Raw genomic sequence first — 25471 nt, 5'->3', positions numbered from 1 at the left:
CGCATCCTGGTCAAATTTTCTTGGCATATTCCAGATTTTCCCATCTACTCAAACGGAACAAAACCTGGGACACTTCAATTACCTTTCTTCCCAACCCAACCGGGCTGGATATCAGGTGTCTACCTAACAGGGGCTAGGTCCCATAACGCCCCATCTCTTCCACACTGGCCTCCATGAAGTCCACACCCGACCAACGGCCTGACGTAGCCTGTGGCGACAACGATTCAGCGTTGGGTTGAACCGTGCATAAAGCATCAGCGCGCACCTCGCCCTTGCGGGCACCTTCTGCCGTGCCGTACACGGCGTAGACCGTTGCCGCGCGGATGTTCTGACTGTAGTTAATCTTGATTGTGGACAAAGTTCTTCACCTCTTTATGAAGAGAAGCGACTTCAGCAGCGATGCTTTCTACAGACTCAGACACAGGTGCAACACCGTCGATATTCGCGCGCCGCGCCACCTGGTTTAGATTGACACCAATCCGACGCAGCTGCTCGTTCATATCGTCCAGGCGGCGCAACGTGTCCGGAGCCAAACGCTTTTGCGTTAATACGCTCTCTTCCTCTGCGAGGACATAGAGAGCCTCCCGGAACACGACGGCTTTTTGCACACCTGCAACCCGTGCGACCTCCTCGACAAATCGGTCTAAGTCCTTGTCGAGGCGCACGGTGGTGCGCGAATATGACGAGAACTTGTCTCGCATATCCACCTCCTACATATCGTGCTTACTGTGGCAAAGTGGCCTCGCCTGCTGACGCAGCCGGGGCCACAGTCTGTTTGTAAGGGTCACGCTTCTCCGGTGTCGGCCCCCTGAATCTGCTGCGCATCTTCAGGCGTACTCGCCACCGTCAAAGACGGACCTCACAAACAGGCGGGGACCTCACAAACAGGCGGCAGGCGGCCAGCAAGCCACTAGAGCACCTCCGGTGCTCGTGGCGCTGGCGAGGGAGATTCTCTCCCTCGACCCTCTGGCCCTACGCTTGCAGACCATAATGGTCTGCGTGCTCCGGGCCTGCGGGGGATTCCGCTGACTCTGTAGAGTCCTCGGAACCGACTTCGAAGCCTTCATCGGCTCCTTCGTCCACCCCGCGATGTGCGCCCTCGTGTTCCTCGGACGCTTCACGGGAGGAGACCTCCCGTATGCCGATTTCTGCGAGCAGTTCCTTTACGGAACCGCCGCGAAATCCGGCCCACTTGCTTGAGGACTCATACGCGCAGGCGTAGAGAACTTCACCTAATTGACGCTTAAACTCCTCAACCTTCTTGGCTTCTTCGGCTTCTTTTTGCTTCCGCTCCTGGCGGAGAGCTTCAATCTTTTTTACCGAAGAAGCAGTCTGAGACTTCGTAATCATAGTTCTGGTTCCCATCCTTTACTGGTGTCTTTTTCTACTGGTTCACTTGGACGAAGCGAGGCAAAGCGCGGGTTTTTAACCTTGACAACTTCGGGCTTTTTTACCGGCGTGTTGCTGCCTTGCTTCTGCATTTTCTGCTGAGACTGAATGCGCTCACGCTCTTCTTCGCGCTCTTTTCTCTTGCGTTCATCGAGCTTTTGCTTCAGCCGATCAATTTCGACCTGGGTCTTTTCCCGCCTCGCTTTAAGCTGCTCCAGGGTCACCCCTTCCTTCGGAGCGTGCTGGGCGAAATCGTCGAGAATCTTTTGGACTCGATTGGAACGGCGGATAATATCGGCGTGGTCTAGGCTGACCAAACCGGCAATAAGTCCCTTCGCAGACTCCTCTGCTGCGTATCTGCTTTCTTCCATGTCCGAGCCGGTTCTAGCTCCACTGCGCGGCGCTCGGGGAGCGCGCGGCATCCGTGGTGCTCGTGGTGATTGTGGCTCCATGCCTTCCTCCATATCTTTGGGTTGCTGTGTATTGATGCCATCGGGAACTTGGTCTAAGTACCCGATGGTTCAAGACCTAGCTGGGGTGCTTGTTGCTTGCATGGTTAGCGTCTCTGTGACGATAAAAATGCCTATAGGAGGGCTACGAGAGAGCGTCATACCAAACCGACTAGGGGGAGGGGTGCTAGACATAGCCATCACCGCGATTCAGCTCATCGGCGAAGGCACGAACAGCATCCATATCGGCATCGCGTAGCACCGTCGAACGCCGATCATTCTTGCTCATGTGATCCCACTGCGCCCGGGTGAATTCACCCATCCCCAAAGAGGACAACCAACCCACCTTCTGAGCCACGGAAACGCGAACAGCCAAACGGTCAACGACGACGAGACCAGCCTTATGCGCGGCAACGAGTTCGGTGAGTAGGGCACTGTCAGCCGTACGGATACGACGGCCCAGAGCAGACTCAAAACGCCTAAGGACGCTCCGGTTCGGCCATTCTCGCCTTCCCATAGGGAATTTTGGCCTGAAACGGCATTAGGGTCATGACCAGCAGGAACGTCCGAAGAACTGCCCGAAATCGTGGCTAAGGTCTCCGAGACCTTAGCCACAGATCGAGGTTCACGACGTACCAAAACGGTGAAGTATGACGGGTCAGAACGCCCAAGAACGTCGACGGCAGTGTCGACGAGGCGTGACTGCCACTCGGTGCCATTCACGTCAAGCTCGATGAGTTCATGCTCATGACGCACCGTGTCGGGCGCGTCCTTGGGGGAGATCTCTATGCTCCACGACTCGTTCGCTGTCGTCATGGTTTCTCACCACCGACAACATGCCCATCTAGCCACGCCTCAATATCAGCGATTCTGTAGACGACGAGGTTGGCACCCACGCAGGCGTATCTGGGCCCTTTGCCCTGAACACGCCAGTTGTTGAGAGTTTGAGGGGCAATCCCGATCAGGGATGCCGCTACAGAACTTTTAACCGCAATAGGCTCGGCATGATCGACCAGTTTTAAATTTGAAACACCTTTCAAGGTTTGCTCCAGACATGCTGAAAGGGCCCCGGCCTAGCGGTTATCCGCTTGGGGGCCTGCATATCCGAGTTGCAAACCTTGGGCTCTTATACAGCCCGGTACCTCGGTGACCAACCGTCTCAAGTACGGCTAGCTACACTTTAGCTTACTTGTGAAGACGGATCAAAGATCGGCGGAAACATCGTATCCACGACACTGTCCGGTACGGGGTCGATAAGATCCATCGAGAGTCCTTCACCTGCGGCGAAGAGTCGTCCGGCGTTAGGCCGGTAAAAGGTGAACGGCAACGTTCGATCAGCTTCGTCCTCCAGAAACTCGAGTCGTGCCAGGAGGTGTTTGCGTGCAACGTGTAGAGGCGGGTGTCGCTTCCGACGACCTTTCTTATCATTTTTCACAATGGGGTCCAGATACCTTAGTTCACGAGCTACGGCGCGGATTTCACCGTAAGTTTCAAGGGCGGTAAGCAAGAGCTGTGTGACCTCCTCGCGGGGAGGTGTGGGAGTGAACAATTCGCGTGCGTCAACATAAAGCTGGTGATTATCGTCAACCAACGTGCACAACACTTCCAGGCGTCTACGCGCGACGTCGTCGGCAGACCAAATTGGAGGACGTTCTGAAGGATTCATACCAGCAATGATAACAAATTCGTGCCTATTACAAAAGTGGGTCTATAGTGGTGTGTATGTCCAAGCAAATACGTGCCGCTAGAACGAAACTAAGCCCTGGGGAAGATTCCATCGACCGCGTCGTTGACGCTTTGCCCCCGCGTGGGCCATACGAAGCAAAGATCACCGTCCGACTATGGGACGGAACGACTTACCGCCCGACAATCCGGGCAAGGACAAAGGGGGAATTCCGGCGAATTGCCGTCGAGAAGCGGGACAGCAAGCTCAACTCGACGTCGACCAATTGGGATAAGGGCAAGAACTTCTCGGCGTTCATTACCGACGTCTCTAAGCCGGCCATCCAAGCGGCACGTCTGCGACCGAACACGCGCGACCGGTATGAGCTCGCATTGAAACAGGCCGAAGCACAGCTTGGAAAACACGCCATTGGCGAGGCTGTGAAATTCCGAACTCTCGAACGCGCATTGCAGGCCATCGCCACCGCAAACGGGTCGGAATCTGCACGGCAGGCCCGCACCGTCGTGAGCAAGTACATTCTGGATCAGCTCATCCGCGAGGGTGTTATCGACCACAACCCGTTACGCGGAATTAGCATCGACCTCGGCGAGGTAAAGAAGGGTAATAAACCACAAGGTGGTCACGCCCTGACGAACGCACAATACGACGCCGTTGTAGACCATCTCATTGCACGCGATACCGCCAGACCGTTACCACCGGGCACGGATAGACGAGCAAGCTCCATCGCAAAACATGACAACGTGGTTGCGCTGGCACTACTACAAGCGGGGACGGGACTTCGCATCTCAGAGGCGCTGGCAGCGACGAGGCATTCTGTAAAAGCCGCTAATGGGCAGATCGCGATCAGCATTACATCTGAGCAATCCAAAACGCACAGAGGCCGTTCTATCCCGTTCCTGGACAAGCGTGTCGAAAAGTTCTGGTTAAACCGGCTCAACAGACTGGGAACGACGGATCCACTGATCCCTTCGCCGGGAGATAAGCAGGCGCACTGGCGCACCGACAACGCCGTAAAAGCGTCAGCGGCTCTGTTTAAAGATGTCGGCGCGCAGCTTCAGGACAACCACATCGCTTTAATGAGATCCCATGACTGGCGCACGGTGCTCAATAACCGGGCCATCGCGCGAGGGGTACCCGCCCAGGTGCGTGCAGCCTACTTCGGGCATGACGTCGACGTGAACGCGCGCAACTACACGGATTGGACTGATGTCGACGCTATGCGGGGAGCCTTGAATCTTGGTGAAGAAAGTGGGACTCAAAACGGGACTTAAGAGTCGGTAATCTGCGGTAAAGCCCGGTAGGCGCCAGTATACTGATACCCCTCTAATCAGCAGGTAAGAGGGTAATAACTGCAGGTGGCTCGAACATGGGGGTGAGAACCCAGAGGTCGTAGGTTCGAATCCTGCCCCCGCTACCAACTTCCAGGCCCTCATCGGTTCGCCGGTGAGGGTCGTTTTTTATTTTTGCTTACTGGGCGGATTCTAGCGGACGTGCGGCAACATGGTCCGTATCGGGAACGTGGCAATCAGACCCTAGACAGCAAACCCTCACCTGAGTAAGGTAAGGCTATGCAAAAGAAAGACTTCATGAATGTGCGTGCAGTTATCGCACTCGTAGCCACCCTAGCCCTAGGCGCAGGCCTTGTTGCGTGTTCTTCTGATTCTTCTTCTAAGGAAGGAAACGGAGAAAAGAAGATCGAGCGAGTTGTGGCGCTTGATTGGCGCTACGAGGAAATTCTCAAGGCCCTCGATGTGGACCCAGTGGGAACCGTGGAAATCGGTAAGTCGGAGGCACCGACCACTTTGAAAGAGCAGCTGGGGCAGGCAACCTCTGTGGGCCAAGCCAAGCAGCCGAACCTAGAAGTTATCCAGTCTTTGGAACCAGATCTGATTTTGGCTAGCCCTACCCGTCAAGCCGATATCATGCCGCAGCTGGAAGAGATTGCGCAGACCGAATCCTACCCAGATGAGACTTACTTGGACGTGCTGGACTCGATGGATGAGATCGCGGCCAAGCTAGGTAAAGAGGAAAAGGCCAAAGAAGTCCGTCAGCGCATCGAGGACAAGATTGCTCGTACCAAGGACGCGGTAAAGCCGGGCAGCCGTGCTGTTGTGGCTGGGTGGTCCAGTGAGATGCTCTATACCTGGGTCAACCCTTCCTTCCCCCAGTCGCTACTGAGCGAGGTGGGCTATGATTATGCTTTCGAAGGTGAGAAGTCATCCATCGAATCTAAGACTGATGTAGCGGAACTGACCGGCGATAAGCTCCCTGGTATGAAGGCTGACCGAGTCTTTATGTACAAGGACGTCGATGCGTTTAAAAAGACGCCCTATGCCAAGGGCAGCGGCGACATCGTAGAGGTGGACCAAGATATCTGGTCGCGCGCCCGCGGGCCGCTTTCCGCCGAGCATATGCTCGATGACATGATCGCCGCTGAAAAGTAGTGGCACCTCGAACTAAAGCCAGCGTCTGCTTGGTCCTTGCAACCGCTGCCGCTGCCTTTGTGTGGTGGTGGCGGCTCCGCCATGTTCAGGTGCCAGTTGATACCCCGTGGTTAGAAGAAGAGCTGCATAGCGTGGCTTTTGACCGTCTCCTTGCTACCACGGTGGTCGGTATTGCACTAGGTGTAGGTGGGTTATTGCTGCGCACGGCAACCGCGAATCCGCTCGCCGATCCGTCCATCACTGGTGTGAACTCCGGTGCGGCACTCGGTGCAGTCGCAACCGCAATGTTTTTAGGAAGCGAAACCTCGAGCGTTGACCAGCTGCCCGGTGCGCTGCTGGGTGCGGGGATTGCTGTGGGGGTGACGGTGGGCGTCGGCAAGAGCGGTGCGATCCAGCGCATGGTACTCGTTGGCGTTGCCGTTTCCGCACTGTGTAGCGCCTTGACCTCCATTTTCTTGGTGATAGATGAAGCTCAGCTGGCTACGGTGATGTCGTGGCTTTCTGGCCGGCTTGCCGGTGTGCGCTTGGACGATATTGTGCCGGCGCTGATTGCCGTGCTGGTCGTGGTTCCCTTGACCTTAGTCGGTGCAAAAACGCTGGACTTGCTCGTAGCAGGCGATGCCATGGCCGGTGCTGTCGGCGCGAAGCCGGAGCGCATTCGGTTGGCTGCCATTGTGGCGGCGGTAGTGCTTATTGCTCCGGCCGTAGCTGCAACTGGGCCGATTGGCTTCTTAGGGTTGATGGCCGCGGCCGTAGCGTGGCGGGTGTGCGGCCCGCACCACCGCATGGGGCTGTGCGTGGCTGGAATTGTTGGAGCAGCGGTGCTTTTGGTGGCTGATTCGGTTGGCCAGGGAATCTGGGCACCGGCCGAGACCCCAGTGGGCATCGTGACTTCTTTGGCTGGCATGCCATTAGTGTTGTGGTCCGTCCATGCGCTGGGGAGGAGGAAGCATGCGGCATAAGAGATTTGTTGGGGTGCTAGTAGGTCTCATCCTGGCGTTGGCGTTGAGCGCAATCATCGGCATGGGCGTCGGTGCGGTGATGAAACCGCCGGGCGAGGTGATCACCGCCTTCGTTACCGGAGAGCCGCTCATCTGGAAGTACCGCGCGCCGCGGATCTTGGTGGGAATCTGCGCCGGTATTGCCATGGCCGTTTCTGGCTGTCTATTGCAGTCCGCGCTACGCAATCCTTTGGCCGCACCAGATACGGTGGGTATTACCTCCGGCGGCGGACTCGCGGCCGTTGCGGTACTCATGGGATCAGGCGCCCTGCCGGCCCACCTGCTGACTTTCATAGCCTTTATTGGAGCGTTGGCTGGAACTGGGCTGGTTCTTCTCCTCGCCGGGCGCGGGGCAAGCGATCCGGTGCGCCTGCCCCTTACCGGGGTGGCGGTATCTTTTGGGCTGGGCGCCATCACCGAATTGCTCCTGGTGCGGTCTGCCCCAGAGGCAGGAGCGGCCATGACATGGTTGAAAGGTTCGCTTTACGCCCGCTCGCTTGGCGATGCCACCATTGTCGCCCCCTTTATCCTTCTCGCCCTAACCGCCGCGATGGTGGTGGCAAAACACCTGGATATGCTCGCGCTGGATGATTCCACCATGGCCGGCATCGGCGTGAGCACCAAGATATGGCGACTAATAGCAGTAGCCTTAGCCGTCATCCTCGGCGCAGCGGGAGTCGCCGCCGCCGGGGTCTTGGGCTTCGCCGGACTCATCGTCCCCCATGCTGCTCGCTTGGTTGTTGGCGCGAACCTGCGCTGGCAAATACCCGTGGCAGCCCTAGGCGGCGCGGTCCTTGTGACCGCATGCGATACGCTCGGTCGCTGGGCTTTCGCCCCCACGGAAATCCCCGTTGGCGCGCTCATCGCGCTGATCGGTGCACCGTATTTCATTTTCCTATTGACTCGACTGACCCGAGTGCGAAACGGAGGCTAGACATGACACTGACGTGCAGCGGATTAACCGTGGGCTACGGTGGACCCGATGTGGTCAAGGACGTAAATCTTCATTTATCCAGAGGTCAAGTAACCGCTCTGATCGGGCCGAATGGCTGTGGCAAATCGACGCTTCTCAAGACATTGGGCCGCCAACTTACGCCCAGCGCAGGCGCGGTGCACCTCGCGGACCAAAATATCAGCAAGTATTCCTCGCGTGCCTTTGCCCGTGAAGTTTCTTTTCTGCCACAACATCCCGTGGCTCCGGAAGGGGTATTAGTGCGTGACGTCATCGGTTACGGCCGATATCCCTATACAGGGGCGCTAGCGACGATGCGGGCCGGAGATCATGCAGCGGTTGAGCGTGCTGCCTCGCGTGCTGGGGTGAGCGAGCTTCTCGACGCCCCCGCGGCAGATCTTTCCGGTGGTCAGCGCCAGCGCGTCTTCCTCGCTATGACTTTGGCCCAAGAAACGCCAATTACCTTGCTTGATGAGCCGACTACTTACCTCGATCCCGCGCACCAATTGTCCATTTTGGATCTGATTCGAGATCTCAATGGCACCGGGGTCACAGTGGTCATGGTGGTCCACGATATGGTCCATGCCGCGCGTTACGCCGATAGAATCGTAGCCATGCGTGAGGGACGCATTGTGGCCGAAGGGGCCACCGAGGAGGTGATGACTGCTGAACTCGTACGCGAAACCTTCCATGTTGAGTGTTTAGAGATGACTGATCCCTCCACCGGTCGACGCTTTCCCATACCCATTTCCGTGCACGCTCCTGAATTTTCTGGAACCCTAGAAGGAAGAAGATAAATCTATTTAAAGGAGTACGTAGCAATGGCAAACGAACTAGGCCACGAGGTCGACTTGGACCGCAACGAATACAAGTACCTAGCATCTAAAGACACCGCGTCTTCGGCAGCTAAATCTGACAAGTCCTCGCAGTCCGCTGCAGCTGCAGCTGGTGCCGCAGGTGCAGCCGGCCTGTCCAAGCCGGTCGGAAAGCCGTCTGCGGACGGAGATGAGTCCACCGCAAGCAAGTATGAACCGCAGAACCACGTTGTCGCTGGAGCGGAGGAAGAACATGTGGCTAAAGCTGCCGAGCAGCCGGACCTGCAGGAGAAGCTGGATGAGAACAACGCTGACTACGCGCCGAGCCAGCACATCGTAGGTGAGGCGAAGGAAGAGCACATTGGTTCCGCCCCGCAGCAGCCAGATCTGCAGGAGAAGCTGGACGAGGATAACTCGGATTACGCGCCCAGCCAGCACATCGTAGGCGAAGCAAACGAAGAGCGTGTTGCTACTGCGCCGAACCAGGACAACGTCAACGGTCAGCAGTCCTCTGAGCGCCTGGATCAGCTAAAGGACAAGGCATCCGAGGCTGGTAGCGCCGTCGGCGATGCGTTCCAGCGCGCTAAGGGCTTCGTGGAAGACAAGGCTCACGAGTACCAAGAGGAGTCCACGAAGAAGGGTGGCTTCTTTGACCGCGTCAAGGGCGCTGTGCGCGATGCACGCGAGTCCATCGAGGACAAGCGCAAGAACTAACCAGCGTTGATACTAAGCCGCTTTCCCAGGGGTCGGGGAGGCGGCTTTTGTCATATGCGTAATTCTGCTAATCGTCCAAAGCGTGGAGGTAGAGCCGGCTAATCAGGAGGCGCCGCGGCACGTCTACCACGGGGCGCAGGAAGGGGAGGAAGGGCTCTGAGGCGGCGTCGATAAGCAGCAGTGTGCGGCCATCGCGCAGGCGCTCCAGAGCGAAGGTCTCCTCGCCGCGCTCGAGGTGTCCAGGAAGGGTGCCGTAGGTGAACCCGCAGCGGCCGTCCTCGTGGAATACATCGACCACGCGGCAGCGAAAATCCCATGGGCCGAGGCCCATGGTGACCTCCGCGCCGAGCTCCACCACCTCATGGGTGGGGCGCACGCGGAAAAGGCCGCTGCGTTGGATTGACCAGCGGAAAAGCCGGTGTGCGGCGGTATCAAAATCAGCGTCGATGACTCGTGACATGTGCAGCTGCGGAAAGCCAGAAGTATCGGAATAAGACAGCGGTGTGGCCATGCGCCCGATGATAGGGGAGGGGTGACCACCCCCGAATTCTGGCAGAAATATAACGGCTTGGACACAGTCACAGGAGTTTGCTGCTTCCACAATTTTTTCGTGCCAGTATCGAGCTTGCACGATGTTGACAACTGAAAGTAGGTACCTTGATGCTTCGCATTCCGCACCTTAAGAAAGTCCTGGTGGGCTCGGCTTTCGCTGGTGCGTTTTTCCTGGGATCCCCGGCCGCAGGCGCCCAGGAATTGCCCCAGCCGGATTTCGATTCCGCAGGGATTATTGACCAGGTCCGAGATGGCCTGGCTGGGGTAGGCATCCAAACCCCGCAGGTGGATAAGAACGTCACCGACGCCGTAGATTCCTCTGTGCGCAACGCGCAGCAAGCCGTGCAGCACACGGCCCAGCAGGCGCAGTACGCGGAGCCGATGACCAACCCGAATCCCATCGGCCTAGCGGAGCAGGCCACCCAGCCGGAGTTTAAACCGAAGGGCACCAATCCGAACTACAAGTGGAAAAATGATGGATTTTCCAAGGTAGCTGCGGGCAAGCCACAGGCTGATTACGTGCTGCACCGCGTGCCGGGTTCCATGTTTGATGCCCCACGCATTCCAGAAGAATCCGTTGCAGCCATGAATGAGGGAGAGTCGCTCTATGGCCCTGGCACCCCGGTTTATGTCAATGAGAACATGATGTGCACCCTGACCGTAGCGGGCAACGATAATGCAGGCCGCAAGGTGGGGCTCACCGCCGCGCACTGCGGCAACGTGGGGGATTCGGTCACCTCCGCCGATTCAGAGCAGATTGGCCCGACGGGCACCGTGGTATCCAAGAATGAGGACTTGGATTACGCCGTCATCGAGTTCGGCTCTAAGGCCAAGGTCTCCCGCTCCTACAATGGCGTGACCGTCAATGAGTTGGGCGGCGGCGTTAAGCCGGGGCAGCAGGTGTGCAAGCAGGGCGTTGCCACCGGCAAGACCTGCGGCATTACCTATCAGCAGGCAAAGAAGATTCAGGTCAACCAAGTCTGCGCCATGATGGGCGATTCCGGTGCACCGTTGTTGGTCAACGGCCGCCTCGTCGGTTCGATTACCGGCGGTTTCCTGCCGGTGAATTTCCCGTGCCGCACCCCGCTGCAGGGGCCGGTCCATAACCCAACCGCCGCAAACACCATGGATGCGGTCCTAGAGGATATGGACCGTCGCGGTGGCGTAGGTGCTGGTTTTACATTGCCTGAGGACTAGCCTCGTCCCAACTTTTCGCCCGCTCCCGTTGCTACTGGGAGCGGGCACTTTTATGTCTCTGTCTAGTGTCGATAATCACAACTAATCATCGCTTGTGTGAAAAGCTTATGCGGACTAAGGTTAGCCTTATCTAGTAGCTACTTAGGTGTGGCTAACATCACCGGCGTGAGCCGGGCCGAGAGAACCGAGGTGACCGCGCGATGTGGCAGCTGTCCTTATTGTCCCGCACCCGTACCCAGCAGACCTGCGAAAGGTCCGAATGTATGCGTGCCGATCAAGCCCCAGTGGACGCATTGGTAGAGCTACCTGAATGCTGCCTGCGGCATGCGATTGAGTCGCAGCCGGCGTTGGCGCTGCGTATGCGTGAACTGGGATTCCGGCCAGGAGTGCGCGTGCAGATCGGACGCAAGGTGGCCGGCGGGGCACGCCTGGTCACCGTGGGTACCGCCCGGTACGCGGTGGATGCGGCTACGCTTGGCCAGCTGGAAGTTATCCCGGTGGCAGCATAATGGCGCGCAAGACCGCAGCGCCAAGCTGCCACTCCACCTCCTCCATGCGTATCGCCGCGGAGGGAACGCCTGTCCTCGCCTTGGTCGGGGCTCCAAATTCCGGCAAATCTACCTTGTTCAACGCGTTGACCGGAGCGAAGGTCCAGACCGGCAACTGGCCGGGTACCTCCGTAGAAGTCAGTCGTGGTTTGTGGAGCGCGCAGCCAGAGGCGTTCGACATCATCGATCTGCCCGGTGCTTATTCCTTGGATCCAATGAGCCCGGACGAGGAATTCACCCGCGATATGCTCGTTGAGTGCCCACCGTGTGAGCGCCCAGATGTGGTTGTGGTGTTGGTGGATGCCACTGCGCCAGCGCGCGGGCTTAACCTCGCATTCCAGATCGCGGAGTACCCGTATCGGGTAGTGATTGGGGTGACCAAGGAGGACGTCGCCAAGCAACAGGGCATAAGCATCGATACCTCCGCGCTCTCGCGCGCCGTGGGCATGCCGGTGGTCAGCGTTAATGGTCGCCGCCGAGAAAACCTAGACGCGCTGGAGGGTGCCGTTGCAAAAGCAATGCAGACGGAGCCACAGACTATCCGGCCCAACGCAGATTTGGATCAACGCTTTGCGGATCTGGACGCCGCGGAAAAGGCTGCCGTTTCCAGGACGGACGTCGGCGAACCGCTTAGCCAGCGCGTAGACCGTGTGGTGCTGCACCCCGTGCTCGGCCCGATTCTATTTCTGGCGGTGATGTGGGCTGTCTTCTTCATTACCACTACGGTTGCGGGACCGCTGCAGGACGGCCTGGAGGCACTGATCGCCGGTCCCGTCTCTGATGCCGTGCGCAGCCTCCTCCCAGACCACTGGTTGCTCTCGGGATTGCTGGTAGATGGCCTTATCGGTGGTGTGGGCATGGTGCTGACCTTTGCCCCGCTGCTGGCCCTGATGTTCCTGTGTCTAGCCGTGCTGGAGGATTCCGGTTATATGGCGCGCGCGGCGGTGGTCACTGACCGAGTTATGCGCGCCATTGGCCTACCGGGCAAGGCCTTTATCCCCATCGTGGTGGGCTATGGCTGCAATGTTCCGGCGATTTCGGCGACGCGCGTGCTTGGCGACGTCCGCCATCGCATCCTTACCTGCCTCCTTATTCCTTTCACTTCCTGTTCGGCCCGTCTCATCGTGTTCATGATGCTGGCGCAGGTGTTTTTCCCCGCTCATGCTGGTTCCGCGGTATTCGGCATGTACGTGCTGTCTATCGCGCTGGTGGTGTTGGTAGGCCTCGCCTTGCGCCGCACGGTGTGGCGCGCCATGCCGGCCGAAGCCTTAGTTATCGATCTTCCGGCCTATCAGCTGCCCACCTTTGGCCTCACCCTGTCGGTGATGTGGGTGCGTCTGAAAGGCTTCTTGCATACCGCCGGCGGCATCATCGTCGCCACCGTGGTGGTCATCTGGTTGCTCATGTCCATCCCGGTAACCGGTGGGCACTCTTTCAACGAGGGTGCGGTACCGCCGGAGGATTCCGCCTATGGTGCGGTCTCAAAGGTGATGTCCCCGGTCTTTGCCCCGGCTGGCTTTGATTCTTGGTCTCTGACAGGCCCGTTGGTCACCGGATTCGTGGCCAAGGAGACTCTCATTTCTACCTGGGCGCAAACCTATGCGGTAGAAGACGTCACTGATGATGCCCCAGAAGAGCAAGCAGAATCCCCACTAGCGAGCCATATCCGCGCTGATTTTGATGCAGCCTCTGGCGGGCATGGGCTCGCGGCGGTATGGGCGTATATGGTCTTCCTCTTGGCCTATACCCCGTGCGTGGCCACGGTAGCCGCGCAGCGGCGGGAAATAGGCTGGAAATGGACGCTTATCGGTTTCGCCCTTCAGCTCGCCACCGCCTGGATCCTCGCGGTGGGAGTATTCCAGGTCCTCAAGGTCTTCCTATGAGCCCCACGGAGAAGGTTAAGGAGGCCATTAAACAGGGAAAATCCAACCCCGCCGAGATCGCGAAAGCTACCGGGCTGGGGCAGGGGACCATCGAAGTGATCCTCGCCCATCTCGAGCGCAGTGCGGAGCTGGTGCGCGAATCGCTCACCTCGTGCCCCACGGGCGGCTGCGGCAGTTGCGCGCAGGCGGGTGGTTGCTCGGGTGCGGTTTCCGAGCGCCGCGGCCCAGTTCTGCTCCAGCTGCGGAGAAATTCCTAGCCTTGCAGCGCGGCTAGGGCGTGCTTGTGGAGCAGGCCGTTGGAGGCGACGCCGGATCCACCGTGCGGGCCGGGGTTTCCGTCCAGATCCGTGAAAGTGCCGCCGGCCTCGGTCACGATGAGGGAGGGCGCGGCGAGGTCCCACAAGGACACCTCGGGTTCGGCGGCGATGTCTACCGCGCCTTCGGCCACGAGGCAGTAGGACCAGAAATCACCATAGCCGCGCAGGCGCCAGGTCTTATCCGTGAGTGCGAGGAACTGATCGCGCAGGCCGCGCTCGGCCCATCCGGTTAGCGAGCTCATGGCCAGCGAAGAATCGGCGAGCTTTTCCACGTGGGATACGCCCAAGCGCTTCGGCTCGCCGCCGAAAACGCGGAAGGCGCCAGCGCCTTTGGCCGCGTACCAGCGGCGGCGCAGGGCGGGTGCGGAAACTACCGATACCACCGGTTCGCCATCTTCCAAAAGGGAGATGAGCGTGGCCCATACGGGGACGCCACGCACGAAGTTCTTGGTGCCGTCGATGGGATCGATGACCCACTGGCGGCCCTTATAGCAGGCCTCGCCGCCGTATTCCTCACCCAGCACTTCATCGCGCGGGCGGGAGCGCTTGAGGGATTCGCGGATTTGCTTCTCACAGGTGAGGTCCGCATCCGATACGGGGGACATATCTGGCTTTTCCTTGACGGAGAGGTCCGAGGCCTCGAAACGATGCATGGTCACTACATCGGCATGGCCCGCCAGCTCGAGCGCGAGGCCCAAGTCTTCTTTGAACTTACCCACGGAGCCAATCCTCCATCTGATCCACTACCTGTTTATTGCCAGCGAGGCACCATTCGACGCCGCCGGCTTCTACCTTGCGGGCTGCACCGCCGGCTGCCTCCACGAGGGCTTTGCCGGGGAACCAATCCCAATCCGCTACCGAATGCTGCATCCATGCGCCCCATGTGCCATCGGCCACGGAGGACAGGTCAACAGAACCGGCACCGAGCATACGGACTGTAGCAAAGTTTTCCGCCACGCGCTGCCATGCCCCGCGGATATCCTCATCCGCCAGCGAGGTTGGGTGCAGATACGTGGATAGTGAAATCTGCTCGGCCGGCTTCTCCTGCAGGCGAGCTACTTCCTTGCCGTCGAGGGAAGTGGGGTAGTCCCGGCCACCGAACCAGGTATAACCCATGGCGGGGCGGTGGACGGCGCCGAGGGTGATCCCCGTGGCGTCGGTAAGCGCCAAGGCAGAGCACCAATAATCGGAACCGGAAGAGAAATTGTAGGTGCCATCGACCGGGTCGATGACCCAGGTGCGCCCAGACTGGGACTCGCGGGCCGCACCCTCTTCGCCGAGGATGCCGTCTTCCGGGCACACGGCTTCGAGCACGCCCGCGACGAAGCGCTCGGCCGCCCTGTCCGCATCCGTAACAACGTCCGAGATAGAAGTCTTGTGCTCTACGTCGACGCCCATCTCGCGCAAGCGCCAGGCCAGGCGGCCGGCGTTATAGACAAGGGCCTGCGCTAGGTGCGCATCCCCGTCATCCGCGTGCGCGACAATGAAGGTCTTGATGACCGCATCGATCATCTCCTGCAAGCTCGGCTTTTGATCCATGCCCACCATTGTCACCCTAAACGCGGCCGATGGCTAATTATGCCGGCCGGGTGGGTAGGATTGGGGCCTATGCGTCCCGAAGTAACAGCACGGCTCAAGCAATTGGAAACCACCCTGACCACCATTGAGAAGGTCATGGACCCGGAGGCTTTGGCTGCCCGCATTCGGGAACTAGAGGCCCAGGCCGGCGACCCGTCCTTGTGGGACGACCCCGCCCACGCGCAACAGGTCACCTCCGAGCTTTCTGCAGCGCAGGCTAAGGTCCGCAAGCTGGAATCCCTGCGCGGGCGCCTAGAGGACATGCCCGTGATGTACGAACTCGCGGAAGAAGAGGGGGATACCTCCCTGGCGGATGATGAGCTCGATTCCCTGGAATCTGCTATCGAATCGCTGGAGGTCACCACCATGCTTTCTGGTGAGTATGACCCGCGCGAGGCGGTTATTAATATCCGCTCCGGCGCTGGCGGTGTGGACGCGGCCGACTGGGCCGAAATGCTCATGCGCATGTACACGCGGTGGGCGGAAAAACACGGTCACAAAGTGGATGTCTATGACATCTCCTATGCGGAAGAAGCAGGCATCAAGTCTGCGACCTTTGTGGTCCACGGTGAATACATGTATGGCCAGCTCTCTGTGGAGCAGGGAGCACACCGCCTAGTGCGCATCTCGCCCTTTGATAACCAGGGCCGGCGCCAGACCTCCTTCGCCGAGGTAGAAGTCCTGCCGGTGGTGGAGCAGACCGACCACATCGATATCCCGGATAATGATGTGCGCGTCGATGTTTATCGCTCTTCTGGTCCGGGCGGCCAATCCGTCAATACCACCGACTCTGCGGTGCGCCTGACCCACATTCCCACCGGCATCGTGGTGACCTGCCAGAACGAAAAGTCGCAGATTCAAAATAAGGCCTCGGCCATGCGCGTGCTGCAGGCGAAGCTGCTGGAGCGCAAGCGCCAAGAGGAGCAGGCCGAGCTTGACGCGCTGGGCGCCGGTGGCAACGCCTCCTGGGGCAATCAGATGCGCTCCTACGTGCTGCACCCGTATCAGATGGTCAAAGACCTGCGCACCAATTTTGAGGTGGGCGATCCCTCCAAGGTGCTCGATGGCGATATCGATGGCTTCCTGGAATCTGGTATCCGCTGGCGCATGCAGCAACAAGAAGACCAAGCTTAGGTCCATACTGATCGGGCTGAATTGAACGCGAAAAGGCCGAACTGAGGGGAGAAGATCCTCAGTTCGGCCTGATCTCTATGGACCTAACCCACGTAGTCCATCGGTGCGCCCGGTCCCAGCGGGATGCCGATGAGATACCAAATGACAAAGAAGACGAACCAACCCACGATCATGCACAGCGAGTAAGGCAGGGCGAGCGACATCAAGGTACCCACACCCGCGTGCTTGTAGTAGCGCTGCAAGAAGGTCAACGCCAGCGCGAAGTAGGGCGACATTGGGGTGATGATATTCGTTGGGGAGTCACCGATACGGAAGAGCATCTGGGAGACTTCGGGGGAGACGCCCACATACATCATCATCGGTACGATGACCGGGGCCATCAGCGCCCACTGGGCGGAACCGGAGGTGATGAAGAGGTTAAGCAGTGCGACCATGGCCACCAGTGCCGCAAACATCACTAGCGGCGGCAGGGACCAGTGTTGGAGTAGCTCGGAGCCCTTAATCGCGGTCCACACGCCCAAGTTTGACCACTCGAACCAGGCCAGGAACTGTGCCACCGCGAAGAAGAGGACCAGCATGGGAACGAGGGTCTCGACGCCCTTGGCCATAAACTCCGGTACATCAGCAAAAGACTTCACGGTGCCTGCCGCCAAGCCATAGACGATGCCGCACACCAAGAAAGCCAAGGCAATCGGCACCGCGATGGCACTAATGAGCGGCGACTCCATAAAGCTATCCTCCTGGCTCGCCAGCGGGGAGCCAGGGATAAATAGGAGTGCAAAGAAGGCGGCAAGGAAGAGCACGAGTGCGATGCCGGAAGCAATCAAACCGCGCTGTTCGTTGGGCTTAATGCGCATCGCTTCTTCATCGTCGGTGAAGTCGTACTCCTCATCCTCCTCTGCATTCGCGCCGGCCCCACCGGCGGCCTTGGAAAAAGACACCTCTTCATAATTAATGTGGTCGTGGTCCACCAGCTCGCGGGCCTTTTTCACCATGAGGAATTCCGTGACCGCGGTAATGATGAGCGAGAGCACGATGGCGGATGGGATGACAAAGAAGATATTGGCCAGCGGGCTGACCTCATATTCTGGGTCCACAAACTGTGCGGCCGGGGTAGAAATGCCCGCCAGCAGGAGGTCGGTGATATTGAGAATCAGCGAGGCATTAAAGCCGGCAGACGACGCAGCAAAGGCCACCATCGCGCCCACGATGGGGGAGCGGCCCACGGCGTGGAAGGCCATTGCGCCCAGCGGGATCAGAATGACGTAGATGGCGTCGGAGGCTACGGAGCCGGTCACGCCGGCCAGCGCCACAACGAAGGTCAGCATTTTCGCGCTGACCTTAGTCACCATCGCGCGCACCAAAGCGGAAAGCAGGCCAGACTGCTCCGCCACGGCCACGCCGAGCATCACGGCAAGTATGACGCCGAGCGGCGGGAAGCTGGTGAAGTTCTCCACTGCATCAGTAACCATGCGCGAGATATTCTCGGTGGTCAGCAAGGATTCTACTTCGATGGTTTCGCCGGTCTTGGGGTCCTCTGCGGTCATGCCAATGAGGTGTCCTAGCCAAGAAGTCACAGCGACGATGGCTGCGAGGATAACGAAGAGCCAGAACGGATCCGGCAGTTTATTGCCAATCTTTTCTACAGTGCCCAGGAAGCCGCTTGCAGAACGTGGTTTTTCTTTGGTTTCGGTTTCGGCCATAGTATCGGCACTTTCTGTCGATTGGGTCGGAACAAATTAGTGTCTTAGACCACATTACTTAAGTACAGTTCACAGCGCGGTGTCAACTTTAGTTGCTACAGTGATTCGCGTGATTAGATTCGACAACGTGACTAAGGCCTACTCCGCCGCGTCTCGCCCAGCGCTCGACGGGGTGTCCTTCGAGATTGCGGATGGCGAATTCGCCTTCCTCATTGGTCCGTCCGGCTCCGGTAAGTCCACCTTCCTGGAGTTAATGGTGCGCTATAGCAACGTGACCAAGGGCGATATTTACTTCGACGATTTCCACGTCAATGAGCTTTCCGGCAAGCAAATCAACGCGCTACGCCAGTCCATTGGTTACGTCTTCCAGGATTTCCGCCTGCTCCCCAAGCTGACGGTGTATCAAAACGTGGCCTTTGCGCTGGAGGTGATTGGTAAGAGCAAGTACCGCATCTCCACTTCTGTCCCGCAGGTTTTGGACCTAGTGGGCCTCGAGGATCGCCGCGATGCGTATCCGCACGAGCTTTCCGGTGGCGAGCAGCAGCGCGTGGCCATTGCGCGCGCGGTGGTCAATCGGCCGAAGCTGCTGCTTGCCGACGAACCCACGGGCAACCTCGATCCCTCCACCGCCGACGAGATCATGGACCTGCTGCTGGGCATCAACCGCCGTGGCACCACCGTGGTCATGTCCACCCACAATGCCCGCGCCGTCAATAAGGCGCGCCAGCGTGTCTTGGAGCTGCGCAATGGAGTCCTCGTGCGCGACGAGCACGAGGCGATGTACGAGGGGGAAGCATGAAGCTAGGGTTTATTTTCCGCGAGGCTACCAAGGGTCTTGGCCGCAACCTGACCATGACCATCGCCATGATCATCACCACCGCCATTGCCGTAGGCCTCGTTGTCGCCGGCATCATGGTGACTAACCTGACCAAGGACACCAAGGAGATCTATCTCGACCGCGTCGAGGTCATGGTCCAGCTCAATGAGGACATTTCCGCCGGGGACCCGGATTGCGCAGCTCCCGCCTGTGCGGACCTCAAAAAGCAGCTCGACGCGGATGATTCCGTCGAGTCCGTGGAATACCGCAACCGTGCAGAATCCTATGAGCGGTTCAAGGAGCTTTTCCAAGACACCGATCCCGTCATGGTGGAACAAACCTCGCCCGACGCGCTGCCGGCAGCGTTCCACGTGCGCCTGAAGGATCCAGAAGACAACTCCGCCATCGATGCGATTAGGGATAACCCGGCGGTAGAGGATGTCGTCGACCAGCAGCAAGAAGTGCGCGATGCCGCAAGCAACCTGGATGCTATCCGCAATGCCACCTTTGTGCTGGCCATCGTGATGTCCGTGGCAGCCATCTTCTTGGTCGCCAACATGGTGCAGATCGCTGCGTTCCACCGCACCCGCGAAACGGAAATCATGCGCATGGTGGGCGCGAGCCGGTGGATGACGCAGGCGCCGTTCGTGGTGGAAGCAGTGCTGGCCTCGCTCATCGGCGTGGTGTTGGGCGGTGCCGGTATCTTCCTAGGCAAGTCCAAGGTGGTGGACCCATCCCTGCAAGGCCTGTATGAATCCCAGCTGCTCGCCCCCATGAAGTCCGGAGACCTCTGGATTGCCCTGCCGCTTGTGGGCCTGCTGACGCTGGTGGTCACCGCCGTCACGGCGCATATCACCCTGCGGTCCTATGTGCGCAAATAGCCCGTTTGCCGGGCCGGCTAAAAGGGCACTACACTGCCATAATTATGGCTAAGAAGGGCAAGAAGAATAAGAAGGCGGCCTCCGGCGAAGCAACGCTCGCTACTAACCGCCGGGCCCGGCATGACTACAAGATCCTCGAGGAATACGAGTGCGGCATCGTCCTGCTCGGCACCGAGATCAAATCCCTGCGGGAGGGAAAAATCTCGCTTAATGATGCTTTCGCCACCATCGACGATGGCGAGGTGTACCTGCGTAACCTGCACATTCCGGAATATTCCATGGGCTCGTGGACGAACCACAGCCCGCGGCGCACCCGCAAGCTTTTGCTGCACCGCCGCGAAATCGACAAGCTCTACGGGCAGGTGCGCAACGGCAATAAGACCTTGGTTCCGCTCAAGGTCTACCTTAAAAACGGATACGCCAAGCTCTCGCTGGCGTTGGCGCAAGGTAAACAAGACTACGATAAACGTGAGGATATTAAGCGCCGCGACCAAGACCGTGAAATCTCTCGCGAACTCGGCCGCCGCGTGAAGGGAATTAATGTTTAAGACTGCGAAAGTACATGACGTTGCCAAGGGCGAGGACACTATCCAGGGCACCGGAGTACTGGTAGACCGGATGTGGCCCCGGGGCGTTGCCAAGAGCGACTTGGCCTACGACGAGTGGTTCAAGGACGTCGCGCCGAGCCCTGAGCTGCGCAAGTGGTGGAACCACGACGAGGATAGCTTCGACGAGTTTGCCCGCCGCTACAAGGCTGAGCTCGATGACAACGATTCCGACGAGCTCACCCAACTGCTCGCGCTTTCCGACGCCACCCTCCTCTTCGCCGCCGCCAGCCGCGAGATCAACCACGCGGTCGTGCTCAAAGAGTGGCTAGAAGAGCACTTGAGGAAATAAAAGCGGGTGGGGTAGTGTTGAACGAACCGTAGGGAAGATGCACTATCCCGTTCCTACAGCATGGGGTTGATTTGGTTTCGACTTCGTGCACTGCGCCAGGGGAAGCGTGCCGGTGCAGGCTAACGACCACCGTATAAGCGTCGTAGCAACCAATAAACGCAGAGAAGAACTCTCAGCGTGACTACGCCCTCGCTGCCTAATTACAGCGACGCGTGTCTGTCAGCCTAGGTTTCGTTCCTGACCTAGATCCTGGCATCGACTAAGGAACTAGCCGGCTGGTCGGGTCATCAGGACCAGTCGGGACTCTTACTGGTGACTGGGCCCATCATCCGGACGTGTTCGCCCGATCCGGAGGGCCGAGCAGAGATTCTGTGCGAACTGCGCACGGAGAAGCCCTGGCAAGGTGACGAAGGACCCGGGTTCAATTCCCGGCAGCTCCACCGGTAGGCCCCCGAGAAATCGGGGGTCTTTTTCTCGTTTTATTCGCTTTCTCACAAGCCCTTTCATCACTCGGTGGGGTTAAGGCTATCCTAACACTTGAAATCTAAGGTATGCCTAAGTTAGGTTAGGCTGGTATTTGTTTCCCGTCCATAAGGAATTCATCGTGAAGAATATTCATCGCTCTCTTGTTTCTGCGGTTATCGCCGCTTCTTTGGCAGTGACTGCCTGCAGCCCTGCAGAAGACGGAGCAGTGGAGGAGGAAAAGGGGGCGTCGGCAAGCGCGCTCACGTTGCAGGACAATAACGGGGAACAGGAACTTCATCCTCCGTATGAGCGCGTAGCTGTAACTGATAACCGCGCCTTCGAGATTCTGTCTGATTGGGGTGTCAATATCGTGGCTGCTCCTCTCGACTTGGTGCCGGATACCCTCTCCAAAGACATCAATGAGGACAGCGTCGAGGCCAACCTAGGCTCCCACCGCGAACCAGATTTGGAAGCGCTGGTGGCTGCGGACCCAGATATTGTGGTTAACGGTCAGCGCTTCAGCCAGTATCAGGATGACCTGGAATCCCTTGTTGATGGAACCCCGGTGGTGGATTTCACTCCACGGGACGGCGAGGATATGGCGGAAGAGCTAATGCGCCAGACAGAGGCGATGGGCAAAATTTTTGGACACGAGGATGACGCCAAAGCTCTGGTTGATGACTTCAATGCTGCCTTGGAACGCGCCAAGAAGGCCTATGATCCAGACAAAAAGATCATGGCAGTAAATACCTCCGGCGGGGAGATTAACTACATTGCCCCAGGGAAGGGGCGCTTCTATGGGCCACTCTTCGAGCTGATTGGTATGACTCCGGCGCTCGAGGTAGACAATGCCAGCGATGACCACGAGGGTGACGATATTTCGGTGGAGGCAATCGCAGAATCCAACCCGGACTATATCCTCGTCATGGATCGCGATGGCGCCATAGCCAAGGAGGAAGAAGGATATACCCCAGGCCAAAAGCTGGTAGAAGATTCCTCCGCGCTGAAGAACGTGACCGCGGTCAAGGAAGGCCGCATCGTTACCGCTCCGCAGGATACCTACACCAACGAAAATATCATTACCTACACGGAAACGCTGAACGCGATGGCGGACGCCTTCGAAAAGAATTAGCCAGCGCGCACGCCAAGGCCGGAGGGGAGGAGCCCTCCGGCCTTTGTCTGCTAGAGGAGAAAAATGGAAACTACCACGCGCCCTGCGCTGTGGGATTGGAAGCTTGGCCTTGGAGCGCTGATTGTTTTTGCCCTGCTCGCTGCCTCCTTGCTATTGGGACAGTACGACGTTTTTGGCGCGGAGGACGGGGCCGCCATGTTTGGCATTACTCGGCTTCCGCGAACCATAGCGCTCGTTCTCGCTGGTGCCGCAATGGCCATGAGCGGGTTGGTCATGCAACTGTTAACCCAAAATCGATTTGTAGAACCTTCCACTACTGGAACCACTGAGTGGGCGGGGTTAGGTTTGCTCTTTGTCTTGTGGATCGCCCCGACCGCTTCGAGTCTGGTCAAAATGATGGGAGCCGTAGCGTTTTCTTTTATTGGCACCATTGTGTTCTTCCTATTCCTGCGGCGCGTGACCTTGCGATCTTCGCTCATCGTGCCCATCGTTGGCATCATGTTGGGAGCCGTGATTTCTGCAGTCTCCAGCTTCTTTGCTCTGCAGGCCGATATGCTGCAGCAGCTGGGGATTTGGTTTATGGGCTCTTTTACCTCCGTGTACAAGGGGCAATATGAAGTTCTCTGGCTGGTGCTAGTGGTCCTGGCCGCCGTATTTATGTATGCAGACCGGCTCACCGTTGTTGGCTTGGGTGAAGACATCGCCACCAACATAGGGCTCAACTACAACCGCATGCTTTTGCTGGGCACAAGCTTGATTGCCGTGGCCACCGGCGTCGTCACTGTCGTCGTTGGCTCTTTGCCATTCTTGGGGCTCATCGTGCCCAATGTGGTTTCGATGGTGCGTGGGGACGACCTGCGCTCTAACCTGCCGTGGGTATGCCTTTTAGGCATCGGCATCGTGACCGCTTGTGACTTAGTTGGACGCATAATTATCGCACCGTTTGAGATGCCAGTCTCGGTGATTCTCGGGGTACTCGGTGCGGTTGTCTTCATTGTGATGATCGTGAGGTCCACTCGTGCACGCTAAGCTCACGCGGAAAAAGTATTGGATAACTCTGGCCTGCGTATGGGGACTGGCCTTGGCCTTTGCCTTCGCCTGGTTGGCATATGACAACCCGATGCAGTTTGGAACGCGAAAATTCTGGCTCATTGCACAGCGTCGTGCTGATGCGCTCATTGCGATGGCAATTGTGGCGGTGTGCCAAGCGATGGCTACGGTGGCTTTTCACACTGTGACGAATAACCGGATTCTCACCCCATCCATCATGGGCTTTGAGTCACTGTATGTAGCGATCAATACTGCGACCATCTTCTTCCTTGGGGCAGCAGGGCTTAACGACGCCCGCACCCTTCCCACATTCCTATTCCAAATGGCGCTCATGGTGGGGCTGTCTTTGGTGCTGTATTCGTGGCTGCTCACCAATAACAAGCACAATATGCACGCAATGCTGCTGGTTGGCGTGGTCATCGGTGGCGGACTGGGATCCCTATCTACGTTTATGCAGCGAATCCTAACGCCTAGCGAGTTTGACGTGCTCACCGCGCGACTATTCGGCTCCATCAACAATGCGGAATCAGATTACTATCCCATCGTCATTCCCATCGTTGCGATCGTGGCAGCGCTTCTGTTGCTCAATGCGCGTACCTTGAACGCGATTTCCCTAGGAAGCGATGTCAGTACGAATTTGGGAGTAAACCACAAGGGCCATGCAATTTATACCTTGATCTTGGTGTCCCTCTTAATGGCCACGACAACAGCCTTGGTGGGACCAATGACCTTCCTAGGATTTTTGGTTGCCACGTTGGCCTATCAATTCACTGATACCTATGACCACCGCTTCATCTTCCCGATGGCCATTGGTTTGGCTTTCTTGCTGCTTACCGCCGCATATTTTCTAATGCGGCACGTGTTCGCCGCTCAAGGGGTGGTTTCCATCATTATTGAGCTCGTTGGCGGCTGCGCATTTCTCTTTATCATTCTGCGAAAGGGTCGACTGTGATTGAATTAAAGAACGTATCCAAACGCTACTCAGGGGAAGTGGCTATCGGGCCGCTCAATCTGCGGATCCCAAAAGGTGGAATCACCGCATTGATTGGCCCCAACGGTGCGGGCAAGTCCACCATGCTCACAATGATTGGTCGCCTGTTGGACATGGACGAGGGCAATATCGAGATCGCCGGAAAAGACGTCCACTCTACGAAATCCGGGCACCTGGCCAAAGTCGTGTCCATTCTGCGGCAAGAAAACCACTTCGTAACCAAATTGACGGTGCGGCAATTGATTGGCTTTGGCCGCTTTCCCTACACCAAAGGCCGAATTACGCCGTATGACGAAGAAATAATCTCCAAATACATAAACTTTTTCCGACTGGAAGAATTGCAGCACCGGTATCTTGATGAGCTTTCAGGAGGTCAACGCCAGCGCGCTTATGTAGCTATGGTCCTGTGCCAAGAGACGGAATATGTCCTATTAGACGAGCCGCTCAATAATCTCGACATAGCTCATTCTGTAGAGATGATGCGATATCTAAAAGACGCTGCCCAGTCACTAGGACGGACCATAGTGGTGGTGCTGCATGACATTAACTTTGCAGCTCGGTATGCCGACTACATCTGTGCGTGTAAAGAAGGCCGCATCGTTGAATTTGGCTCAACAGAAGAAATTATTCGAGATGAGATCCTTACTTCTATCTTTGATACCCAAGTTCAAGTAATCGAAGGGCCAGAAGGAAAGATAGCCTGTTACCACTAGAAAACCTAGGTTGTCCTGCAGGTTTGTGTTGTTTGGTTGTGGTGGACTACATTAATCCAAGTCGCCGCGAGGTAGCCGGTTGGTTACTTTTAAGCGAATTTTGTGCGGACTTGGTTCGATGATTTGACTTGGTTCATTTGGTTGGGTAAGTTTGTACGAGCCGCC

Annotated in this window: 29 protein-coding genes and 1 other RNA gene; 20 read left to right on the top strand and 10 right to left on the bottom strand. The window is 57.8% G+C overall.

The annotated features are described in order from the left end of the window. Positions 1 to 133: 133 nt before the first annotated feature. The 6 genes from QP971_RS10985 to QP971_RS10960 form a co-directional block, all read right to left on the bottom strand. Positions 134 to 358, bottom strand: coding sequence for a hypothetical protein (locus QP971_RS10985; protein WP_284811839.1), 225 nt, complete (start codon positions 356 to 358; stop codon positions 134 to 136). Further along, complete coding sequence (mobC, locus tag QP971_RS10980) at positions 339 to 701, bottom strand: plasmid mobilization relaxosome protein MobC (protein WP_284811841.1); 363 nt, start codon at positions 699 to 701, stop codon at positions 339 to 341. The genes QP971_RS10985 and mobC overlap by 20 nt, the downstream gene beginning before the upstream one ends. Before the next feature lie 271 nt (positions 702 to 972). Next, entirely contained in the window at positions 973 to 1350 is a 378-nt protein-coding gene (locus tag QP971_RS10975) for a hypothetical protein (RefSeq protein WP_284811844.1), read from the bottom strand. After that, complete coding sequence (locus QP971_RS10970; protein ID WP_284811846.1) at positions 1347 to 1760, bottom strand: hypothetical protein; 414 nt, start codon at positions 1758 to 1760, stop codon at positions 1347 to 1349. Before QP971_RS10970 ends, QP971_RS10975 begins: the two co-directional genes overlap by 4 nt. 265 nt (positions 1761 to 2025) lie before the next feature. Further along, positions 2026 to 2355, bottom strand: a complete 330-nt coding sequence (locus tag QP971_RS10965) for a hypothetical protein (RefSeq protein ID WP_284811848.1) — start codon at positions 2353 to 2355, stop codon at positions 2026 to 2028. Between the two features lie 663 nt (positions 2356 to 3018). Further along, positions 3019 to 3504 (bottom strand): hypothetical protein, encoded by a 486-nt coding sequence (locus tag QP971_RS10960; protein WP_284811850.1) that lies wholly within the window; start codon positions 3502 to 3504, stop codon positions 3019 to 3021. A gap of 56 nt (positions 3505 to 3560) precedes the next feature. On the opposite strand from QP971_RS10960, the gene QP971_RS10955 reads away from it, so the two are divergent. From QP971_RS10955 to QP971_RS10930, 6 genes are all read left to right on the top strand, one after another. Further along, entirely contained in the window at positions 3561 to 4793 is a 1233-nt protein-coding gene (locus QP971_RS10955; RefSeq protein WP_284811852.1) for a tyrosine-type recombinase/integrase, read from the top strand. A gap of 297 nt (positions 4794 to 5090) precedes the next feature. After that, positions 5091 to 5966: an ABC transporter substrate-binding protein gene (locus QP971_RS10950; protein WP_049378786.1), complete on the top strand. Its 876-nt coding sequence runs from the start codon at positions 5091 to 5093 to the stop codon at positions 5964 to 5966. Positions 5967 to 5995: 29 nt separating this feature from the next. Beyond that, positions 5996 to 6928 carry a FecCD family ABC transporter permease gene (locus QP971_RS10945; protein ID WP_198492686.1) on the top strand — a complete coding sequence of 311 codons (933 nt, stop codon included), beginning with the start codon at positions 5996 to 5998 and terminating at the stop codon, positions 6926 to 6928. Continuing rightward, positions 6918 to 7901 carry a FecCD family ABC transporter permease gene (locus QP971_RS10940; protein WP_049378788.1) on the top strand — a complete coding sequence of 328 codons (984 nt, stop codon included), beginning with the start codon at positions 6918 to 6920 and terminating at the stop codon, positions 7899 to 7901. The genes QP971_RS10945 and QP971_RS10940 overlap by 11 nt, the downstream gene beginning before the upstream one ends. A gap of 2 nt (positions 7902 to 7903) precedes the next feature. Continuing rightward, a complete protein-coding gene (locus tag QP971_RS10935; protein ID WP_049378789.1) occupies positions 7904 to 8716 on the top strand; it encodes an ABC transporter ATP-binding protein in 813 nt (270 codons plus the stop codon). Between the two features lie 24 nt (positions 8717 to 8740). Continuing rightward, positions 8741 to 9448 carry a kinesin gene (locus tag QP971_RS10930; RefSeq protein ID WP_239273495.1) on the top strand — a complete coding sequence of 236 codons (708 nt, stop codon included), beginning with the start codon at positions 8741 to 8743 and terminating at the stop codon, positions 9446 to 9448. 67 nt (positions 9449 to 9515) lie between these two features. On the opposite strand, the gene QP971_RS10925 is transcribed toward QP971_RS10930, so the two are convergent. Further along, positions 9516 to 9959 carry a DUF1990 family protein gene (locus tag QP971_RS10925; RefSeq protein WP_284811854.1) on the bottom strand — a complete coding sequence of 148 codons (444 nt, stop codon included), beginning with the start codon at positions 9957 to 9959 and terminating at the stop codon, positions 9516 to 9518. Positions 9960 to 10108: 149 nt separating this feature from the next. Here QP971_RS10925 and QP971_RS10920 point away from each other — a divergent pair, with 149 nt between their 5' ends. The 4 genes from QP971_RS10920 to QP971_RS10905 all read left to right on the top strand — a co-directional run bounded on the left by QP971_RS10920 (position 10109) and on the right by QP971_RS10905 (position 13885). Then, the gene (locus QP971_RS10920; RefSeq protein ID WP_284811856.1) at positions 10109 to 11197 is read left to right on the top strand and encodes a S1 family peptidase; all 1089 of its coding nucleotides are present in this window, start codon (positions 10109 to 10111) and stop codon (positions 11195 to 11197) included. A 263-nt stretch (positions 11198 to 11460) separates the two neighbouring features. Further along, positions 11461 to 11706: a FeoA domain-containing protein gene (locus QP971_RS10915; RefSeq protein WP_225745784.1), complete on the top strand. Its 246-nt coding sequence runs from the start codon at positions 11461 to 11463 to the stop codon at positions 11704 to 11706. Next, complete coding sequence (gene feoB, locus QP971_RS10910) at positions 11706 to 13628, top strand: ferrous iron transport protein B (RefSeq protein ID WP_150850960.1); 1923 nt, start codon at positions 11706 to 11708, stop codon at positions 13626 to 13628. The genes QP971_RS10915 and feoB overlap by 1 nt, the downstream gene beginning before the upstream one ends. Beyond that, the gene (locus tag QP971_RS10905) at positions 13625 to 13885 is read left to right on the top strand and encodes a MarR family transcriptional regulator (protein ID WP_284811858.1); all 261 of its coding nucleotides are present in this window, start codon (positions 13625 to 13627) and stop codon (positions 13883 to 13885) included. Before feoB ends, QP971_RS10905 begins: the two co-directional genes overlap by 4 nt. On the opposite strand, the gene hisN is transcribed toward QP971_RS10905, so the two are convergent. Then, entirely contained in the window at positions 13882 to 14664 is a 783-nt protein-coding gene (gene hisN / locus QP971_RS10900; RefSeq protein ID WP_198492690.1) for a histidinol-phosphatase, read from the bottom strand. The two genes, QP971_RS10905 and hisN, sit on opposite strands and share 4 nt — an antisense overlap. Next, entirely contained in the window at positions 14657 to 15493 is an 837-nt protein-coding gene (locus QP971_RS10895) for an inositol monophosphatase family protein (protein ID WP_284811859.1), read from the bottom strand. Before QP971_RS10895 ends, hisN begins: the two co-directional genes overlap by 8 nt. A gap of 60 nt (positions 15494 to 15553) precedes the next feature. On the opposite strand from QP971_RS10895, the gene prfB reads away from it, so the two are divergent. Continuing rightward, complete coding sequence (gene prfB / locus QP971_RS10890) at positions 15554 to 16657, top strand: peptide chain release factor 2 (protein WP_239278781.1); 1104 nt, start codon at positions 15554 to 15556, stop codon at positions 16655 to 16657. A gap of 83 nt (positions 16658 to 16740) precedes the next feature. On the opposite strand, the gene QP971_RS10885 is transcribed toward prfB, so the two are convergent. Continuing rightward, the gene (locus QP971_RS10885) at positions 16741 to 18360 is read right to left on the bottom strand and encodes an AbgT family transporter (RefSeq protein ID WP_284811860.1); all 1620 of its coding nucleotides are present in this window, start codon (positions 18358 to 18360) and stop codon (positions 16741 to 16743) included. A 109-nt stretch (positions 18361 to 18469) separates the two neighbouring features. Between QP971_RS10885 and ftsE the strand changes: the two genes are divergently transcribed. The 9 genes from ftsE (at position 18470) to QP971_RS10840 (ending at position 25306) form a co-directional block, all read left to right on the top strand. Beyond that, entirely contained in the window at positions 18470 to 19159 is a 690-nt protein-coding gene (gene ftsE / locus QP971_RS10880) for a cell division ATP-binding protein FtsE (protein WP_284811862.1), read from the top strand. Next, positions 19156 to 20058 carry a permease-like cell division protein FtsX gene (gene ftsX, locus QP971_RS10875; RefSeq protein ID WP_284811864.1) on the top strand — a complete coding sequence of 301 codons (903 nt, stop codon included), beginning with the start codon at positions 19156 to 19158 and terminating at the stop codon, positions 20056 to 20058. The genes ftsE and ftsX overlap by 4 nt, the downstream gene beginning before the upstream one ends. 44 nt (positions 20059 to 20102) lie before the next feature. Beyond that, entirely contained in the window at positions 20103 to 20606 is a 504-nt protein-coding gene (gene smpB, locus QP971_RS10870; protein ID WP_005322310.1) for an SsrA-binding protein SmpB, read from the top strand. Further along, complete coding sequence (locus tag QP971_RS10865; protein ID WP_284811866.1) at positions 20599 to 20955, top strand: DUF488 domain-containing protein; 357 nt, start codon at positions 20599 to 20601, stop codon at positions 20953 to 20955. The genes smpB and QP971_RS10865 overlap by 8 nt, the downstream gene beginning before the upstream one ends. A 62-nt stretch (positions 20956 to 21017) precedes the next feature. Then, positions 21018 to 21398, top strand: a transfer-messenger RNA (tmRNA) gene (gene ssrA, locus QP971_RS10860). 158 nt (positions 21399 to 21556) lie between these two features. Next, positions 21557 to 22552 carry a siderophore ABC transporter substrate-binding protein gene (locus QP971_RS10855; RefSeq protein ID WP_284811874.1) on the top strand — a complete coding sequence of 332 codons (996 nt, stop codon included), beginning with the start codon at positions 21557 to 21559 and terminating at the stop codon, positions 22550 to 22552. A gap of 63 nt (positions 22553 to 22615) precedes the next feature. Beyond that, positions 22616 to 23581 carry an ABC transporter permease gene (locus QP971_RS10850; RefSeq protein WP_284811868.1) on the top strand — a complete coding sequence of 322 codons (966 nt, stop codon included), beginning with the start codon at positions 22616 to 22618 and terminating at the stop codon, positions 23579 to 23581. Continuing rightward, a complete protein-coding gene (locus QP971_RS10845; protein WP_284811871.1) occupies positions 23571 to 24554 on the top strand; it encodes an iron chelate uptake ABC transporter family permease subunit in 984 nt (327 codons plus the stop codon). Before QP971_RS10850 ends, QP971_RS10845 begins: the two co-directional genes overlap by 11 nt. Continuing rightward, positions 24551 to 25306, top strand: a complete 756-nt coding sequence (locus QP971_RS10840) for an iron ABC transporter ATP-binding protein (RefSeq protein WP_284811872.1) — start codon at positions 24551 to 24553, stop codon at positions 25304 to 25306. Before QP971_RS10845 ends, QP971_RS10840 begins: the two co-directional genes overlap by 4 nt. Positions 25307 to 25471 lie beyond the last annotated feature (165 nt).

Origin of the sequence: Corynebacterium marquesiae (assembly GCF_030229635.1) — a bacterium.
Classification (GTDB): domain Bacteria; phylum Actinomycetota; class Actinomycetes; order Mycobacteriales; family Mycobacteriaceae; genus Corynebacterium; species Corynebacterium marquesiae.
This window is presented reverse-complemented; position numbering and strand designations above follow the sequence as displayed.

Bases quoted from the DNA above. Each gene is read 5' to 3' on its own strand.
- mobC (WP_284811841.1), bottom strand. From the start codon at position 701: ATGCGAGACAAGTTCTCGTCATATTCGCGCACCACCGTGCGCCTCGAC.
- QP971_RS10975 (WP_284811844.1), bottom strand. From the start codon at position 1,350: ATGATTACGAAGTCTCAGACTGCTTCTTCGGTAAAAAAGATTGAAGCT.
- QP971_RS10970 (WP_284811846.1), bottom strand. From the start codon at position 1,760: ATGGAAGAAAGCAGATACGCAGCAGAGGAGTCTGCGAAGGGACTTATT.
- QP971_RS10965 (WP_284811848.1), bottom strand. From the start codon at position 2,355: ATGGGAAGGCGAGAATGGCCGAACCGGAGCGTCCTTAGGCGTTTTGAG.
- QP971_RS10960 (WP_284811850.1), bottom strand. From the start codon at position 3,504: ATGAATCCTTCAGAACGTCCTCCAATTTGGTCTGCCGACGACGTCGCG.
- QP971_RS10955 (WP_284811852.1), top strand. From the start codon at position 3,561: ATGTCCAAGCAAATACGTGCCGCTAGAACGAAACTAAGCCCTGGGGAA.
- QP971_RS10950 (WP_049378786.1), top strand. From the start codon at position 5,091: ATGCAAAAGAAAGACTTCATGAATGTGCGTGCAGTTATCGCACTCGTA.
- QP971_RS10940 (WP_049378788.1), top strand. From the start codon at position 6,918: ATGCGGCATAAGAGATTTGTTGGGGTGCTAGTAGGTCTCATCCTGGCG.
- QP971_RS10935 (WP_049378789.1), top strand. From the start codon at position 7,904: ATGACACTGACGTGCAGCGGATTAACCGTGGGCTACGGTGGACCCGAT.
- QP971_RS10930 (WP_239273495.1), top strand. From the start codon at position 8,741: ATGGCAAACGAACTAGGCCACGAGGTCGACTTGGACCGCAACGAATAC.
- QP971_RS10925 (WP_284811854.1), bottom strand. From the start codon at position 9,959: ATGGCCACACCGCTGTCTTATTCCGATACTTCTGGCTTTCCGCAGCTG.
- QP971_RS10920 (WP_284811856.1), top strand. From the start codon at position 10,109: ATGCTTCGCATTCCGCACCTTAAGAAAGTCCTGGTGGGCTCGGCTTTC.
- QP971_RS10915 (WP_225745784.1), top strand. From the start codon at position 11,461: ATGCGTGCCGATCAAGCCCCAGTGGACGCATTGGTAGAGCTACCTGAA.
- feoB (WP_150850960.1), top strand. From the start codon at position 11,706: ATGGCGCGCAAGACCGCAGCGCCAAGCTGCCACTCCACCTCCTCCATG.
- QP971_RS10905 (WP_284811858.1), top strand. From the start codon at position 13,625: ATGAGCCCCACGGAGAAGGTTAAGGAGGCCATTAAACAGGGAAAATCC.
- QP971_RS10895 (WP_284811859.1), bottom strand. From the start codon at position 15,493: ATGGTGGGCATGGATCAAAAGCCGAGCTTGCAGGAGATGATCGATGCG.
- prfB (WP_239278781.1), top strand. From the start codon at position 15,554: ATGCGTCCCGAAGTAACAGCACGGCTCAAGCAATTGGAAACCACCCTG.
- QP971_RS10885 (WP_284811860.1), bottom strand. From the start codon at position 18,360: ATGGCCGAAACCGAAACCAAAGAAAAACCACGTTCTGCAAGCGGCTTC.
- ftsX (WP_284811864.1), top strand. From the start codon at position 19,156: ATGAAGCTAGGGTTTATTTTCCGCGAGGCTACCAAGGGTCTTGGCCGC.
- smpB (WP_005322310.1), top strand. From the start codon at position 20,103: ATGGCTAAGAAGGGCAAGAAGAATAAGAAGGCGGCCTCCGGCGAAGCA.
- QP971_RS10865 (WP_284811866.1), top strand. From the start codon at position 20,599: ATGTTTAAGACTGCGAAAGTACATGACGTTGCCAAGGGCGAGGACACT.
- QP971_RS10850 (WP_284811868.1), top strand. From the start codon at position 22,616: ATGGAAACTACCACGCGCCCTGCGCTGTGGGATTGGAAGCTTGGCCTT.